We start from the raw sequence: 14,685 nt of genomic DNA on the forward strand, positions 1-14,685 counted from the left end.
GCGGGCACGCTGATCAAACAGGTCAAGGAGCAGGTGCGGGGCGTTCCCGGCGACGGTCTCGGCTACGGGATGCTGCGGCACCTCAACCCGGACACCGCACCCGTGCTCGCCGGGCTTCCGGTGCCCCGGATCGCGTTCAACTATCTGGGCCGTTTCACCGCGGTCGAAGGCGCGTGGCTTCCGGTGGGCGATGGCCTCGCCGCCGTCGGCGCCGCCGACGGCCCCACGCGGCACGTCCTCGATGCGGAAGCGCTCGTCCATGACCTGCCCGAAGGGCCGGAACTCACCCTCAGGCTGAGCGGTCCCGACGGCGAGATCCTCGACGACCTGGCCGGGCGCTGGGCGGCGATGCTCGCGGGCCTGGCCGCGCACGCCGCCGACCCGGCGGCCGGTGGGCACACGCCGTCCGATTTCCCGCTGGTGGCCCTCGGCCAGGAGCAGGTCGACGAACTGCAGGCGGCCTCGCCCGGACTGACCGACGTGTGGCCGCTGTCGCCCCTCCAGGAGGGCCTGCTCTTCCACGCCGGATACGACGCGCGGACCCGGGACGTCTACGTCGAACAGCGCTCCCTCGAACTGGCGGGGCCGCTGGACGCCGACCTGCTCCGCGCGTCGTGGCAGGCGCTCCTGAACCGGCATCCCGGCCTGCGCGCCGGGTTCCGGCAGCCGGCCGGAGCGCGTCCCGTCCAGGTGATCGAGCGGGACGTCCGCATCCCGTGGCGGGAAGCGGACCTGTCGCACCTGGGGGAGGAGGCCGACGCGGAGGCGGACCGGCTCGCCGAACGGGAGCACGCCCGGCGAATCGACATGGCGGAGCCGCCGCTGCTGCGCGTCCTGCTGCTGAAACTGGCCGAGGACCGGCACCTCATGGTGCTGACGATGCACCACATCGTGCTGGACGGCTGGTCGCTGCCGCTGCTGTTCGAGGAGCTGTCGCGGGTGTACGCGGCGGGCGGCGACCCGTCCGGGCTGCCCCCGGCGACGTCCTACCGCGACTACCTGGCATGGCTGGTGCGTCAGGACGCGGACGCGGCGCGGACGGCATGGACGGACGAACTGGCCGGGGCCGCCGAGCCGACGCACGTCGCGCCGTCCGGCGCCGGTGAGCACGCTCCCGACCACGTGGTCACGCCGATCGCCCCGGACCTCGCGGAAGCGCTGCGCGGTGTCGCCCGGGAGCACGGGCTGACGTTGAACACGGTGGTGCAGGGTGTGTGGGCGGTGCTGGTGGGGGTGCTCGCGGGCCGCCGCGACGTGGTGTTCGGGGCGACGGTGTCGGGTCGTCCGGCGGAGTTGCCGGGCGTGGAGCGGATGCTGGGCCTGTTCATCAACACCGTCCCGGTGCGGGTGGAACTCGACCCGGGGCGTCCGGTGGTGGAGTTGCTGGCGGGGTTGCAGGAGCGGCAGGCGGCGCTGCTGCCGCACCAGCACCTCGGACTGGCCGAGATCCAGCGTCTCGCCGGTCCCGGCGCCACCTTCGACACCATCCTCGTCTACGAGAACTTCCCCGAAGCCGACCTGCCGTCCGGCCCGTCCGGCCTCGACGTCACCGGTATGCGCGCACGCGATGCGGCGCACTACCCGCTGATCCTGGGCGTGATGCCGCAGGACGGCGAACTGCGGCTGGACTACCGGCCGGACGTGTTCGACGAGTCGACGGCCCGGGCGCTGCTCGACCGCGTGGTGCGGGTGCTGGAGCAGGTGGCGGCCGATCCGTGGGCGCGGGTCGGCGACGTGGAGGTCGTGTCGTCCGGCGAACGCCGGTTGGTGGTGGAGGAGTGGAACGACACGTCCCGTCCGGTTCCGGGCGGATCGCTGGTCGAGCTGTTCGAGGAGCGGGCGTCCCGCACCCCGGGCGCGGTCGCGGTGGTGTCCGAGGGCGTTTCGTGGGCGTATGCGGAGTTGAACGCGCGGGCGAACGGTGTGGCCCGTGGGCTGGCGGCTGGGGGTGTGGGCCGTGAGTCGCTGGTCGGTGTGCGGATGGAGCGGTCGGCGGGCCTGATCGCGACGCTGCTGGGGGTGCTGAAGGCGGGGGCCGCGTACGTTCCGCTGGACGTCTCGTACCCGGAGGAACGCCTGCGGGCGATCGTGGCCGAGGCCGGGGTGTCGGTCGTACTGACCGACGACGACGTGTTCGAGCCCGTCGAGCGGAACCCCGAGGTGACGACCTCGCCCGGGAACCTCGCGTACGTCATGTACACGTCGGGGTCGACCGGGGTTCCGAAGGGCGTGGCGGTCACGCACGGGAACGTCGCGGCGTTCGTCCTCGACACCGCCTGGCGGGACGACGTCCTGGAGAGCGTCCTTGTCCAAGCCAACCACGCGTTCGATGCGTCGACGTACGAGATCTGGGCGCCGCTGCTCCACGGTGGACGGCTGGTGGTCGCGCCCGCGGGCAAGGTGGAGGCCTCGGCGTGGGGCGGGTTGATCGCCGAGCACGGCATCACCAACGTGCACGCGACCGCAGGCCTGTTCCGGGTGCTGGCCGAGCAGTCGCCGGAAATCTTCGCGGGCGTCCGTGAAGTATCGACCGGCGGCGACGTGGTGTCGTCCAGTGCCGTCCGCACGCTGCTGGAGACCCATCCCGACCTGGTCGTCCGTTCGACGTACGGGCCGACCGAGACGACGGGGTTCGCCACGCACGTTCCGTTCACTTCGGCCGCCGACGTCCCGGCGGCCGTTCCGATCGGCGGGCCGCTCGACAACACCCGGATGTACGTCCTCGACGGGTTCTTACGCCCGGTCCCACCCGGTGTGGTGGGCGAGCTGTACGTCGCGGGCGCGGGCCTCGCCCGGGGATATGCGGGCCGTCCCGTCCTGACGGCGGAGCGGTTCGTGGCGGACCCGTTCGCCCCCGGCCGGATGTACCGGACGGGCGACCTGGCGCGCTGGACGGACGAGGGACGGCTCGCGTTCGAGGGACGCGCCGACGAGCAGGTGAAGATCCGCGGGTTCCGGATCGAGCCCGCCGAGGTCGAAGCCGTCCTGGCCGCGCACGAGGGCGTGACCCAGGTCGCCGTGATCGCCCGCGAGGACCAGCCCGGCGTCAAGCACCTCGTCGCCTACGTCGTCGGCGACGCCGACGAGACGACGCTCCGGGAGTTCGCCGCCGCGCGGCTCCCCGACCACATGGTCCCGGCCGCGTTCGTCGCCCTCGCCGCGATCCCGGTCACGGCGAACGGGAAGCTCGACCGGGCGGCTCTGCCCGCCCCCGGCTTCGCGGGCCTGGCGGGCGGTCGTGCCCCGGCCACCCCGGACGAGGAACTGCTGTGCGGGCTGTTCGCCGACGTCCTCGGCCTGGAGCGGGTCGGGGCGGACGACTCGTTCTTCGCGCTCGGCGGCGATTCGATCATGTCGATGCTGGTGGTGTCGCGGGCGCGCCGGGCGGGCCTGGCGCTGTCCGCGCGGCAGGTGTTCGAGTTGCGCACGCCCGCCGCGCTCGCCCGCGCGGCGGAGCCGGAACGGGCGGGCGAGCCGGCCCCCGGGCGGGACGCGGGCACGGGCGCCGTGCCGCTGACGCCGGTGATGCGCGACGTCCTCGAACGGTCCGGCGGCGCGGTGCTGTCCGGGCCGTTCAGCCAGTCGATGCTGGCGACCGTCCCGGCGGGTCTCGACCGGAACCGGCTGGAGACGGCCGTGCGCACGGTCCTGGACCACCACGACATGCTCCGCGCGCGGCTGCGGCGCCTCCGGGACGGCTCGTGGGAGCTGGACGTTCCGGCGCCGGGCGGCACCGTGGCCGGGCTGCGGCGGGTCGAGTCGCCAGGGCAGGACGTGCCGGCCGACCTGGTCGAACGTGAGGTGCGGCGCGAGTCCGAACGCCTGGACCCGCAGGCCGGTGTGATGGTGCGGGCGGTGTGGTTCGACGTCCGGAGGTGCCGGGGCGGTTGTTGCTGGTGGTGCATCACCTGGTGATGGACGGTGTGTCGTGGCGGGTGCTGTTGCCGGATCTGGCGGCGGCCTATGCCGATCCGGGTGGCTTGGAGCCGGTGGGGACGTCGTTCCGCCGCTGGGCGGGAGAGCTGTCCGCGCAGGCGGTCGGCGATGCCCGCGCGGCGGAGTTGCCGGAGTGGACGCGGATCCTCGACGGCCCCGACCCGCTGATCGGCGATCGTCCGCCGGACCCGGCTCTGGACACCGTCGCCGCAGGTCAGAACCGTGTCGTCCGGCGGCTTCCGGGCGAGGTCGCGTCGGTGCTGCTGCGGCGGGTTCCGGCGGCGTTCCACGCCGGGGTGGACGAGGTGCTGCTGGCTGGGCTGGTAGCGACGCTGGCCGAGCGGCGCGGACGGGACGTGTCGGCCGGGATGCTCGTCGACGTCGAAGGGCACGGCCGTGAGGCCCTGTCGTCCGACATGGATCTGTCGCGGACGGTCGGGTGGTTCACGGCCGCGCATCCGGTGCGGCTGGACCCGTCCGGTACCGATCCCGCGCAGGTGCGGGCGGGCGGGCCGGACGCGGGCACGCTGATCAAACAGGTCAAGGAGCAGGTGCGGGGCGTTCCCGGCGACGGTCTCGGCTACGGGATGCTGCGCCACCTCAACCCGGACACCGCACCCGTGCTCGCCGACCTCCCCGAACCCCAGATCGGGTTCAACTACATGGGTCGCTTCGCCGCCGAGGACGGTGCCGGCTGGCGGCCCGCCGGGGAGGCGTCGCTGGGCGGCGCCGCCGACCCGGCCATGGCGTTCGCGCACGCGCTGGAGGCGGGCGGCGTGGTGCTGGACCGGCCGGACGGGCCGGAACTCACCCTCTCGCTGGCGGCTCCGGCCGGGCTCGTGGACGAGGCGGCGCTCGACGACCTGGCCGGGCGCTGGGCGGCGATGCTCGCGGGCCTGGCCGCCCACGCCGCCGACCCGGCGGCCGGTGGGCACACGCCGTCCGACTTCCCGCTGGTGGCCCTCGCTCAGGGGCAGGTCGACGAACTGCAGGCGGCCTCGCCCGGACTGACCGACGTGTGGCCGCTGTCGCCTCTCCAGGAGGGCCTGCTCTTCCACGCCGGATACGACGGCGCCGCTGGTGACGTCTACGTGTGGCAGCGGTCGCTGGAGTTCACGGGACCCCTGGACGCGCGGACGCTGCGGGCGTCGTGGCAGGCGCTGCTGGACCGGCACGCGAACCTGCGGGTCGCGTTCCGGCGTCCGGGCGGCGGCGACGGGCACGTCCAGGTCGTGACGGACGGGCTCGTGCTGCCGTGGCGCGAGGTGGACCTGTCCGACCTCGCCGCGGCGGCCCCGGCGGACGCCGCCGCGGAGGCGGACCGGATCGCCGACGCCGAACGGGAGCGCGGGTTCGATGTCGCGGTGCCGCCGCTGCTGCGGCTCGTCCTAGTGCGGCTCGGCGCGGAACGGCACCGGCTCGTGGTCACCCAGCATCACATCGTGCTGGACGGCTGGTCGCTGCCGCTGCTGTTCGAGGAGCTGTCGCGGGTGTACGCGGCGGGCGGCGACGCGTCCGTCCTCCCGCCCGTCGCCCCCTACCGCGACTACCTGGCGTGGCTGGCCCGCCGGGACGGGGACACCGCCCGCGAGGCGTGGCGGCGGGAGCTGGCGGGAGCGGACGAGCCGACGCTGGCGGGGCCGGTCGAGCCGGGGGCGGTCCGCTCGCCGGTGCGGCACGTCCACCCACCTGGACGCGGACCTCGCCGGGCGCCTCCGGGACGTCGCGCGCGAGCACGGGCTGACGTTGAACACGGTGATGCAGGGCGCGTGGGCGGTGCTGGTGGGGGTGCTGGCGGGCCGCCGCGACGTGGTGTTCGGGGCGACGGTGTCGGGCCGTCCGGCGGAACTGCCGGGCGTGGAGGGAATGCTGGGCCTGTTCATCAACACCGTCCCCGTCCGGGTCGAACTCGACCCGGGGCGTCCGGTGGTGGAACTGCTGGCGGCGTTGCAGGAGCGGCAGTCGGCGCTGCTGCCCCACCAGCACCTCGGACTGGCCGAGATCCAGCGTCTCGCCGGTCCCGGCGCCACCTTCGACACCCTCCTCGTCTACCAGAACTTCCCCGCGTCGCCGCCCCGGCTGGCGGGCCGGGAGGTCGCGTGGGCGGGCGGCGAGGACTCCGCGCACTATCCGATGACGCTGGTCGTGACGCCCGGCACCGAGACGGAGATCCGGCTGGAGTACCGGCCGGAGGCGTTCGCCGAGGAGACCGTCCGGGCCGTGGCGGCGCGGCTGGCCCGGCTGCTGGCGCAGGTGGCGGACGACCCGGCGGCGAAGGTCGCGGCGCTGGAGGCGTCGACCGCCGACGAACGGCACCGGGTGCTGCACGCGTGGAACGACACGTCCCGCCCGGTCCCGGACGGGACGCTCGTCGACCTGTTCGAGGCGCAGGCCGCCCGCACCCCGGACGGCCTCGCGCTCGTCGACGGGAGCGGGACCGAGCTGACGTACGCGGAGCTGGACGCGCTGGCTTCGCGGGTCGCCCGCGAGCTGATCGCGCGGGGCGTCGGCCCGGAGGACCTGGTCGGGGTGGTGATGGAACGCACGGCCGACCTGTACGCGGTGCTGCTGGGCGTGCTGAAGGCGGGCGCCGCGTACGTCCCGGTCGACCCGGGGTATCCGGCGGAGCGGATCGAGTTCACGCTCGCCGACGCGCGTCCCGCCGTGGTGGTCTGCACGGCGGCGACCGCGGGCGCGGCGGAGGCGGCGGGCGCCGCGCGGATCGTGTGGGACGACCGGCGACGGCGGCGGCGCTGGCCGGCCCGCCCCGCGACGGCCCCCGCCGACGCGGACCGGACGGCGCCGCTGCGGCCCGCGCATCCCGCGTACGTCATCTACACGTCCGGGTCCACCGGCACCCCGAAGGGCGTGTCGGTGCCGCACCGGGGCGCGGTGAACTACGTGACGTGGCGGGCGGGCGCTACGGGTTCGGGCCGGGGGAGCGGGTCCTGCAGTTCGCCTCGGTGTCGTTCGACACGTCGGTGTCGGAGATCTATCCGGCGCTGACGTCGGGCGCGACGCTCTGCGTGGCGCGCCGCGAGGCCGACCTGGCGGCGGAGCTGGCGGAGCTGTCGGTGACGGCCGCGACGTTCACGCCGTCGGTGCTGGAGTCGCTGGCCGACGCGGCGGAGTCCCCGGCGGTGCGCGGCATCCGGACGATCGTCACGGCGGGCGAGGAGTGCACGCCCGACCTGGTCCGGCGGTGGGCGCCGGGCCGCGCGTTCCACAACGAGTACGGCCCGACCGAAGTCACGGTCGACGTCACCTGCTGGACGGCCCCGGAGGGCGACCCGGCGGGCGGCGTTCCGCTGGGCGGGCCGATCGCCAACGTGCGCGTGCACGTCCTGGACGGTTTCCTGCGGCCGGTGCCGCCGGGCGTCGTCGGGGAGGTGTACGTGTCGGGCGCGGGCGTGACCCGCGGATACGTGCGCCGTCCCGTGCTGACGGCGGAGCGGTTCACGGCGTGCCCGTTCGGCCCGCCCGGCCTGCGCATGTACCGGACGGGCGACCTGGGGCGGTGGACGCCCGAAGGCGACCTCGTCTTCGCGGGACGCGCCGACGAGCAGGTGAAGATCCGCGGGTTCCGGGTGGAGCCCGGCGAGATCGAGGCGGTGCTGGCCGCGCATCCGGGGGTGGAGCGCGCGGCGGTGATCGCCCGCACGGACGGCGGTGTGAAGCGCCTCGTCGCGTACACGGTTCCGGCGGCCCCGGGCGGGGCCGACCCGGTCGCGCTCCGCGCGCACGTCGCCGGACGGCTGCCCGACCACATGACGCCCGCCGCGGTGATCGAGGTGGCCGCGATCCCGGTGACGGTGCACGGGAAGCTGGACCGGGACGCGTGCCCGCCCCCGACTTCGCGGCGCTCGCGGGCGGGCGCGCCCCGTCCGGGCCGCGCGAGGAGCTGCTGTGCGGGCTGTTCGCGGGCGTCCTCGGCCTGGAGCGGGTCGGCGCGGACGACTCGTTCTTCGCGCTCGGCGGCGACTCGATCATGTCGATGCTGGTGGTGGCGCGGGCCCGCCGCGACGGGCTGGCCCTCACGCCCCGGCAGATCTTCGAGCATCGCACGGCCGCGGCGCTGGCCCGCGTCGCCGCCGACCTCACCGCCGACCTGGACGCCCCGGCCGTGCGCGCCGACGAGCCGGACGAGCCGGACGAGCCGGTCGGGCGGGTGCCGCTGACCCCGGTGATGCTGGAACTCGCGGCACGGTCGGGGCCGGCGGCGCTCGCGGGCCGGTTCTGCCAGTCGATGCTGGTGCGGGTGCCGCCCGGCCTGCGGCTCGACGCGGTGACCGGCGGCGTGCAGGCGCTCCTCGACCACCACGACATGCTGCGGGCCCCCCTCGACGCCCCCGGCTCCGGCTCCGGCTCCGGCGGCGCGCCGAGCCTGCTGGTGCCCGGCCCGGGAACGGTACGGGCGGACGACCGCGTGCGGCGCGTCGACGTCGCGGGCCTGGACGGGCGAGTGCTCGCGGACGTGGTCGCCGCGCGGTCCCGCGAGGCCATGGACCGGCTCGACGCGCGGGACGGGAACCTGGTGCAGGCCGTCTGGTTCGACGCCGGGCCGGACGCGCCCGGACGGCTGCTCCTCGCCGTCCACCACCTGGCCGTGGACGGGGTGTCGTGGCGGGTGCTCGTGCCCGACCTGGCCGCCGCGTGCACCGCGCTCGCCGCGGGCCGCGACCCGCAGCCGCAGCCCGCCGGGACGTCGTTCCGCCGGTGGGCGCGCGAGCTGGCGGCGCGGGCCGGACGGGCGTGCCGGGGAGGCGCCCGCGTGGGCGCGGATCCGGTCGGCGGCCGAACCGCGCTCGGCGTCCGGCCGCCTGGACCCGGCGCCGCGACACGATCGCCGCGGGCCTCCACGAGACGGAGCGGCGGATCCCCGCGCCGGTGACGGGCGAGCTGCTGACGCGCGTCCCGGGCGCGTTCCACTGGGGGCGTCGACGACGTGCTGCTGGCCGGGCTCGCCGCCGCCGTCGCGAGTGGCGCGCGCCGCGGCCGGGCCGGCGTGCCGTCCTCGTCGACGTGGAGGGGCACGGCCGGGTGCCGCTGACGCCCGGGATGGAGCTGAGCCGGACGGTCGGCTGGTTCACCGGCTCGCACCCGGTCCGGCTCGACCCGGGCCCGCTGGACGGGACGGACGTGCGGCGCGGGCGGCCCGGCGGCGGGCGCGCTCGTCAAGCGGATCAAGGAGCAGCTCCGGGAGGTGCCCGGCGACGGCCTCGGGCACGGGATGCTGCGCCGCCTCGCCCCGGACGCCGCGCCGGAGCTGGCCGGCCTCCCCGAACCGCAGATCGGGTTCAACTACCTGGGCCGGTTCGCGGCGGCGGACGACGGCGCGTCCGGCGAGGGCGGGACGGACGGCTACTGGCGGCCGGTCGAGGACGGCGCGGTCGGCGGTGCCGCGGACCCCGCGATGGCGGTGCTGCACGCGCTGGAGGCGGGCGGGCGCGTGGTGCTCGACCGTCCGGCCGGGCCCGAGCTGACGCTGACGCTCGCGTCCCCGGCCGGGCTGCTGGACCGGGCGGACCTGGACGGGCTGGCCGCCGCGTGGGCGGACCTGCTCGCCGGGCTGGCCGCGCACGACGCCGCCCCCGGCACCGCCCGCACCCCGTCCGACTTCCCGCTGGTGACGCTCGACCAGGACGAGATCGACGAGTTCCAGATCAAGCTCGCGGAGAGGAATGCGCAGTGAGCCAGCCGCGGATCGAGGACGTGTGGCCGCTTTCGCCGCTGCAGGAGGGCCTGCTGTTCCACGCCGGATACGACTCCGGCGGGGAGGAGAAACCGGGCGGCGGCGGCGCGCGCGACGTGTACGTCGTGCAGGGCGTGATCGGGTTGACCGGTGACCTGGCTTCTTCAACCAGCGGGTGACGGTGCCCTCGGTGCGACGCTCTCGCCGAGCTGGGGCATGGTGACGGAGACCGGCATGGCTCTCAGCGACTCCTTCGAAGAAATGAACCGTGCGGCGTTCAGCCGTGCACGTGCAATGGCTTGCCGGCGAGGGCGAGATGTGCCTCGCCGACCGCCTCGGATTGTGTCGGATGGGGGTGGATCAGCTGCGCGACCTCGTCGGGCAGGGCCTCCCAGTTGTAGATGAGCTGCCCCTCCGCGATGAGCTCGCCGACGCGCGCGCCGACCATGTGCAGGCCGAGGACGGGACCGTCCACGGCCGCGATCACCTTGACCTCGCCCTGCGTCCCCAGGATCTTGCTCTTGGGGTTGCCGGCCAGGTCGTAGGTGACCTCCTTGATCTCGTGCCCGCGCTCGCGCGCCGTCGCCGAGGTGATGCCGACGGAGGCGACCTCGGGGTCGGAGTAGGTGATGCGCGGGACGCCGTCGTAGTCGATCGGGGGCGGGGTGAGCCCGCCCAGCCGCTCGGCGACGAGGATCCCCTCGGCGAAGCCGACGTGGGCCAGCTGCGGCGTCCGGATAAGGTCGCCGACCGCCGAGATCGTGGGGACGCTGGTGCGGCAGTACTCGTCGACCTTGACGAAGCCGCGCTCGGTCTCGACGCCGGCCTCGGCGAGCCCGACGCCGTCGGAGACGGGCCCGCGGCCGACCGCGACGAGCAGCAGCTCCGCGTCGATCGTCTTGCCGTCCTCCAGCGTGACGGAGATGCCGCCCTGCGTCGGCTTCGCGCTCTGGAAGCGGGTGCCGAGCTCGAACTTGATGCCGCGCTTGCGGAACGCGCGCTCCAGCCGCTTGGAGCTGGACTCCTCCTCCAGCGGCAGGAGGTGGGGGAGGGCCTCGACGATCGTGACGTCGGCGCCGAACGAGCGCCACACGCTCGCGAACTCGACGCCGATGACGCCGCCGCCGAGGACGACGACGGAGCCGGGCACGTGCTCCAGCCGCAGCGCGTGGTCGCTGGAGATGACGCGCTCGCCGTCGATCTCCAGGCCCGGCAGCGAGCGCGGCGCCGACCCGGTGCCGAGGACGATGTGCGCGCCTTCGAGCTCGCGGACCGTCCCGTCCTGCGAGGTGACCTCGACCGTGGTCGGGCCGGTCAGCCGCCCGGTGCCGTGCACGACCTCGATGCCGCGGCCCTTGATCAGGCCGGTGAGGCCCTTGACGGTGGTCGTGACGACCTTGTCCTTGTAGGCGTTCACGCCTGCGACGTCGATGCCCTCGAACGTCGCCCGCACGCCGAACTTCGCGGCCTCGCGGGTCTGGTCCGCCACCTCGGCCGCGTGCAGCAGCGCCTTGGTGGGGATGCAGCCCCGGTTGAGGCACGTCCCGCCGAGAGATTCGTCCCGCTCGATGAGCGCGACCGACTTGCCGAGCTCGGCGGCGCGCAACGCGCACGCGTATCCGCCGCTGCCGGCACCTAGGACGACGATGTCGAAGGGGCCGCTGTTGGCCACTGGACGCTCCCTTTCCCGGTTCTGGCGCCGCGTGGGTCGCGGCGCCGGGGCGGGGGTGGGGCGCTCCGGCAACGGGCCCCCACCGCCACGAGAAAATCTATTCGTTTGTCATCCCGGCCGCACCGGGCGGCCCCTAGAGGGCCCCTGCGGCGAGGTCTTCGGCGATCTGCACGAGCGTGCGGGTCGCGGCGCCGGTGCCGCCCTTCGGGGTGTAGCCGTACGGCTCGCCCTTGTGGAACGACGGGCCCGCGATGTCCAGGTGCGCCCACTTGGCGCCGTCCCGGACGAACTCCTGGAGGAACACGCCCGCGACGAGCATGCCGCCCCACCGGTCGCCGCTGATGTTGGCGAGGTCGGCGACCGCCGAGTCCAGGCCCTTGCGCAGCTCGGCCGGCAGCGGCATGCCCCAGGAGGGCTCGCCGGCGCGCCCGGCCGCGTCCACCACCTTCTCACGGACGTCGTCGTCGTTGGCCATGACCCCGGTGGTCCGGGCGCGAGCGCGACGAGCTGCGCGCCGGTGAGGGTGGCGACGTCCACGATCAGGTCGGGGTCGTCCTCGGCCGCCCGCACCAGGGCGTCGGCGAGGACGAGCCGTCCCTCGGCGTCGGTGTTGAGGACCTCGACGGTCTTGCCGCCGTAGATGCGGATGACGTCGGACGGGCGCTGCGCGGTGCCGCTCGGCATGTTCTCGGCGGCGGCGAGGTACCCGACGACGTTGACCTTCGGGCGGAGCCGGCCGATCGCGGCGAGCGCGCCGAGGACGGCGCCCGCGCCGCCCATGTCGGACTTCATCCAGTCCATCGCCTCGGACGGCTTGAGCGACAGGCCGCCGGAGTCGAACGTGATGCCCTTGCCGACCAGCGCGAGCGTCTTGGCGGCCTCGGGGTGGGTGTAGGACAGGCGGATCAGCCGCGGCGGGTTGACCGAGCCCTGCCCGACCCCGACGAGGCCGCCGTAGCCGCCGTCCACCAGGGCCTTCTCGTCGAGGACCTCGATGGACAGGCCGGTCTCCCGGGCGACCCGCTCGGCCTCGCCCGCGAGGTCCTCGGGGGCGAGGTGGGACGGCGGCGTGTTCACCAGGTCGCGGACGAGCTTCACCGACTCGGCCAGGACGCGCGCGCGCTCGACGGCCGCCTCGGCGCCGTCGCCGCCCGCGAGGAGCGTGATCTCCGCGACCGGGCTCTTGTGCTCGCCGGTGCGGAAGGAGTCGAAGGAGTAGGCGCCGAGGAGCGCCCCCAGGGCGGCGGCCTCGACCCGCTCGGCGTCGGCGGCGGGCAGCGCCACGGCGGCGCGGGCCGTCCCGGCGAGGGAGCGCAGCGCGGCGCCCGCGGCGCGGCGCAGGTCCTCGGCGGTGGGGTCCTCGCCGAGCCCGGCGGCGACGATCACCGGGGCGGGCACGGCGCCCAGCGTGGGCACGCGGGTGATCTCCCCGGCCTTGCCGGTCGCGCCGAGCGCGTCCAGCGCGGCGGCGAGCCGCCCGTCCAGGGCCCGGTCCAGCGTCTCGGCGCGCGGCGGCCGGGGCGACTCCGTCCCCGCCGGGCGAGACGCCGATCACGATCGCGTCGACGTCGAGGCTGTCCGGGGCTGCGCTGTCAAGGCTGATGGTCGTCACGTAGCCCGATGTTAGTCCTCTTGAGGAGCCGGTTCGTCCCCTGCGACCAAAGGTTCCTCCCGGCTCATCCCGCGGCGAGGACGATCAGCGCGCCCGTCCCGGCGATCTCCACGAGCGCCCCGAGGACGTCGCCGGTGACGCCGCCCAGCCGCCGGACCGCGTGCCGCAGGGTCAGCAGCGCCGCGGCGAGGCCGAACCCGGTGGCGGCGACGGCGAGCACGGCGCCGTCCGTCCCGCCGGACGCGGCCCCGGCCCCGGCACGGCCGCGAGCACGACGGCGGTGACGAGCAGGGCCGCGCGCGGCGGCACCGTCCCCGCGACGAGCGCGCCCAGCCCGCCGGGACGGGCCGGCGGGACGGACGCGCGGCACGCCCACGGCAGCGCGAGCCGTCCGGCGACGCCCGCGACCAGCGCCGCGACCGCCGGATGGGGGGCCGACGCCAGCGCCGCCACCTGGATCAGCAGGGTCAGCAGCAGGGTGACGACGCCGAACGGGCCGATGTCGGACCGCTTCATGATCTCCAGCGCGTCCCCGGCGGGTTTGCGGCTGCCGAGCCCGTCGGCGAGGTCGGCGAGGCCGTCCAGGTGCAGCGCCCGGGTGACCGCCGCCGTCGCCGCGACCGCCAGCGCCGCGACACAGCGTCGCGGACAGGCCGAGCGCGCGCCCGCGACCAGGACGAGCGCCGCCGCGCCCCCGGTGACCAGCCCGACGGCCGGGGCGAACAGCATCGCGGCGCGCGCGGTGCGCGCGGTCGAACCGGCCTCGCCGGGGAACGGCACGACGGTGAGCAGGGTCAGCGCCAGCCGCGGCGCGGCGATCACGCGAGGTCCCGGACGCGGCCCGCGACCACCAGCGCGGCCTCCTCGGACTCCGCGGCGAGCCGCTGGTTGAGCAGCCCGAGCGCGTCCCGGAACGCCCGCCCCGCCGCCGTGGCCGGCACCACCGACAGCCCGACCTCGTCGCTCACCGCCACCACGTGCGCCGCGGTGCCGCGCCACGCCGCGACCAGCGCGTCGAGGCGGGGGAGGACCCGGGGGACCGCCGCCGACGGGTCGTCCCACGCGCCGGCCTCGTCCATCGCCGCCGCCAGCCACGTGCCGATCCCGTCGACGAGCACCGCGCCGTCCGCCGACTCCAGCACGCCCGCGACGTCGGTGGTCTCGACCGTCCGCCACCAGGCGGGACGGCGCCGCCGGTGCGCCTCGACGCGCGCCGCCCACTCCGCGTCGCCGTCGCGAGCGCCGCCGTCGCGACGTACGTCACGTCCGGGCACGCGGCCAGCCGCAGTTCCGCCTCCGCCGACTTGCCCGACCGGGACCCGCCGAGCAGCAGCGTGCGCCACGGCCGGGCGTCCGGGCGGAGCCAGAAGCCCAGGCGGCGCTCCAGTTCGGCCGGGGACGGGACGCGGTGGTCGACGTGGACGGCGGCGACGTGCGTCTCCGCCGTCACGGCCCCGGCGCGCCGCAGCCGCCCGAGATGTTCGGGAGCCCCGGCCAGATCGAGCAGGACGGCGTCGTCGCCGACGCCCCCGGCGGGCTCGGGGGACGCACCCGGCCCGGCGGCCACGAGCACCCGCTCCCCGGACGGTCCGCGCACGTCGTGGCCGCCGGGCACGTCCGTCCGCTCGCACTCGGCCCACCACGCCGCCGACCAGCGCGTCGAAGGGCGCGTGCCGGACGCCGGCGGCCCGCAGCCGGTTGCAGGACGCGCTGCGGCACCCGTCCGCGGGCCACCCGCCCGCCCCGCCCAGTCGGCGAGCACCTCGACGCTTC

At 75.7% G+C, this 14,685-nt stretch carries 8 protein-coding genes and 6 pseudogenes; 9 read left to right on the forward strand and 5 right to left on the reverse strand.

Going from position 1 to position 14,685, the window contains the following annotated elements; translation table 11 throughout:
• From BJF79_RS16675 to BJF79_RS16685, 8 genes and pseudogenes are all read left to right on the forward strand, one after another.
• Nucleotides 1-3,915: non-ribosomal peptide synthetase (locus tag BJF79_RS16675; RefSeq protein ID WP_143219976.1), on the forward strand; the 3,915-nt coding region annotated here is incomplete at its 5' end.
• Nucleotides 3,915-5,492, forward strand: a pseudogene (locus BJF79_RS66960) (condensation domain-containing protein); the annotation flags it as partial. The gene BJF79_RS16675 and the pseudogene BJF79_RS66960, both read left to right, overlap by 1 nt.
• 133 nt (nt 5,493-5,625) lie before the next feature.
• Nucleotides 5,626-6,942 carry an AMP-binding protein gene (locus BJF79_RS60230; RefSeq protein ID WP_262402133.1) on the forward strand — a complete coding sequence of 439 codons (1,317 nt, stop codon included), beginning with the start codon at nt 5,626-5,628 and terminating at the stop codon, nt 6,940-6,942.
• A pseudogene (locus BJF79_RS60235) lies at nt 6,918-7,748 on the forward strand (AMP-binding protein); the annotation flags it as partial. The gene BJF79_RS60230 and the pseudogene BJF79_RS60235, both read left to right, overlap by 25 nt.
• A 26-nt stretch (nt 7,749-7,774) precedes the next feature.
• A pseudogene (locus tag BJF79_RS60240) lies at nt 7,775-7,960 on the forward strand (phosphopantetheine-binding protein); the annotation flags it as partial.
• A gap of 99 nt (nt 7,961-8,059) precedes the next feature.
• Nucleotides 8,060-8,827 carry a condensation domain-containing protein gene (locus BJF79_RS60245; protein WP_262402134.1) on the forward strand — a complete coding sequence of 256 codons (768 nt, stop codon included), beginning with the start codon at nt 8,060-8,062 and terminating at the stop codon, nt 8,825-8,827.
• 282 nt (nt 8,828-9,109) lie between these two features.
• Nucleotides 9,110-9,628: pseudogene (locus tag BJF79_RS60250) on the forward strand (hypothetical protein); the annotation flags it as partial.
• Entirely contained in the window at nt 9,625-9,807 is a 183-nt protein-coding gene (locus tag BJF79_RS16685; protein WP_075898573.1) for a hypothetical protein, read from the forward strand. The pseudogene BJF79_RS60250 and the gene BJF79_RS16685, both read left to right, overlap by 4 nt.
• A 98-nt stretch (nt 9,808-9,905) precedes the next feature.
• Here the strand turns inward: BJF79_RS16685 and lpdA are convergent, their stop codons facing one another.
• The 5 genes and pseudogenes from lpdA to BJF79_RS60260 all read right to left on the reverse strand — a co-directional run bounded on the left by lpdA (nt 9,906) and on the right by BJF79_RS60260 (nt 14,186).
• On the reverse strand, nt 9,906-11,300 hold the full coding sequence (gene lpdA / locus BJF79_RS16690; protein WP_075898576.1) for a dihydrolipoyl dehydrogenase: 1,395 nt from the start codon (nt 11,298-11,300) through the stop codon (nt 9,906-9,908).
• A 133-nt stretch (nt 11,301-11,433) separates the two neighbouring features.
• A pseudogene (locus tag BJF79_RS16695) lies at nt 11,434-12,797 on the reverse strand (leucyl aminopeptidase).
• Nucleotides 12,798-12,976: 179 nt separating this feature from the next.
• A complete protein-coding gene (locus BJF79_RS60255) occupies nt 12,977-13,132 on the reverse strand; it encodes an adenosylcobinamide-GDP ribazoletransferase (RefSeq protein ID WP_262402130.1) in 156 nt (51 codons plus the stop codon).
• A complete protein-coding gene (locus BJF79_RS16700) occupies nt 13,084-13,734 on the reverse strand; it encodes an adenosylcobinamide-GDP ribazoletransferase (RefSeq protein ID WP_262402131.1) in 651 nt (216 codons plus the stop codon). Before BJF79_RS16700 ends, BJF79_RS60255 begins: the two co-directional genes overlap by 49 nt.
• Nucleotides 13,731-14,186: a bifunctional adenosylcobinamide kinase/adenosylcobinamide-phosphate guanylyltransferase gene (locus tag BJF79_RS60260; RefSeq protein WP_262402132.1), complete on the reverse strand. Its 456-nt coding sequence runs from the start codon at nt 14,184-14,186 to the stop codon at nt 13,731-13,733. The genes BJF79_RS16700 and BJF79_RS60260 overlap by 4 nt, the downstream gene beginning before the upstream one ends.
• A 134-nt stretch (nt 14,187-14,320) precedes the next feature.
• Here BJF79_RS60260 and BJF79_RS60270 point away from each other — a divergent pair.
• Nucleotides 14,321-14,685 (forward strand): annotated as a pseudogene (locus tag BJF79_RS60270) (hypothetical protein); the annotation flags it as partial.

It is taken from the genome of Actinomadura sp. CNU-125 (assembly GCF_001942465.1).
Classification (GTDB): domain Bacteria; phylum Actinomycetota; class Actinomycetes; order Streptosporangiales; family Streptosporangiaceae; genus Spirillospora.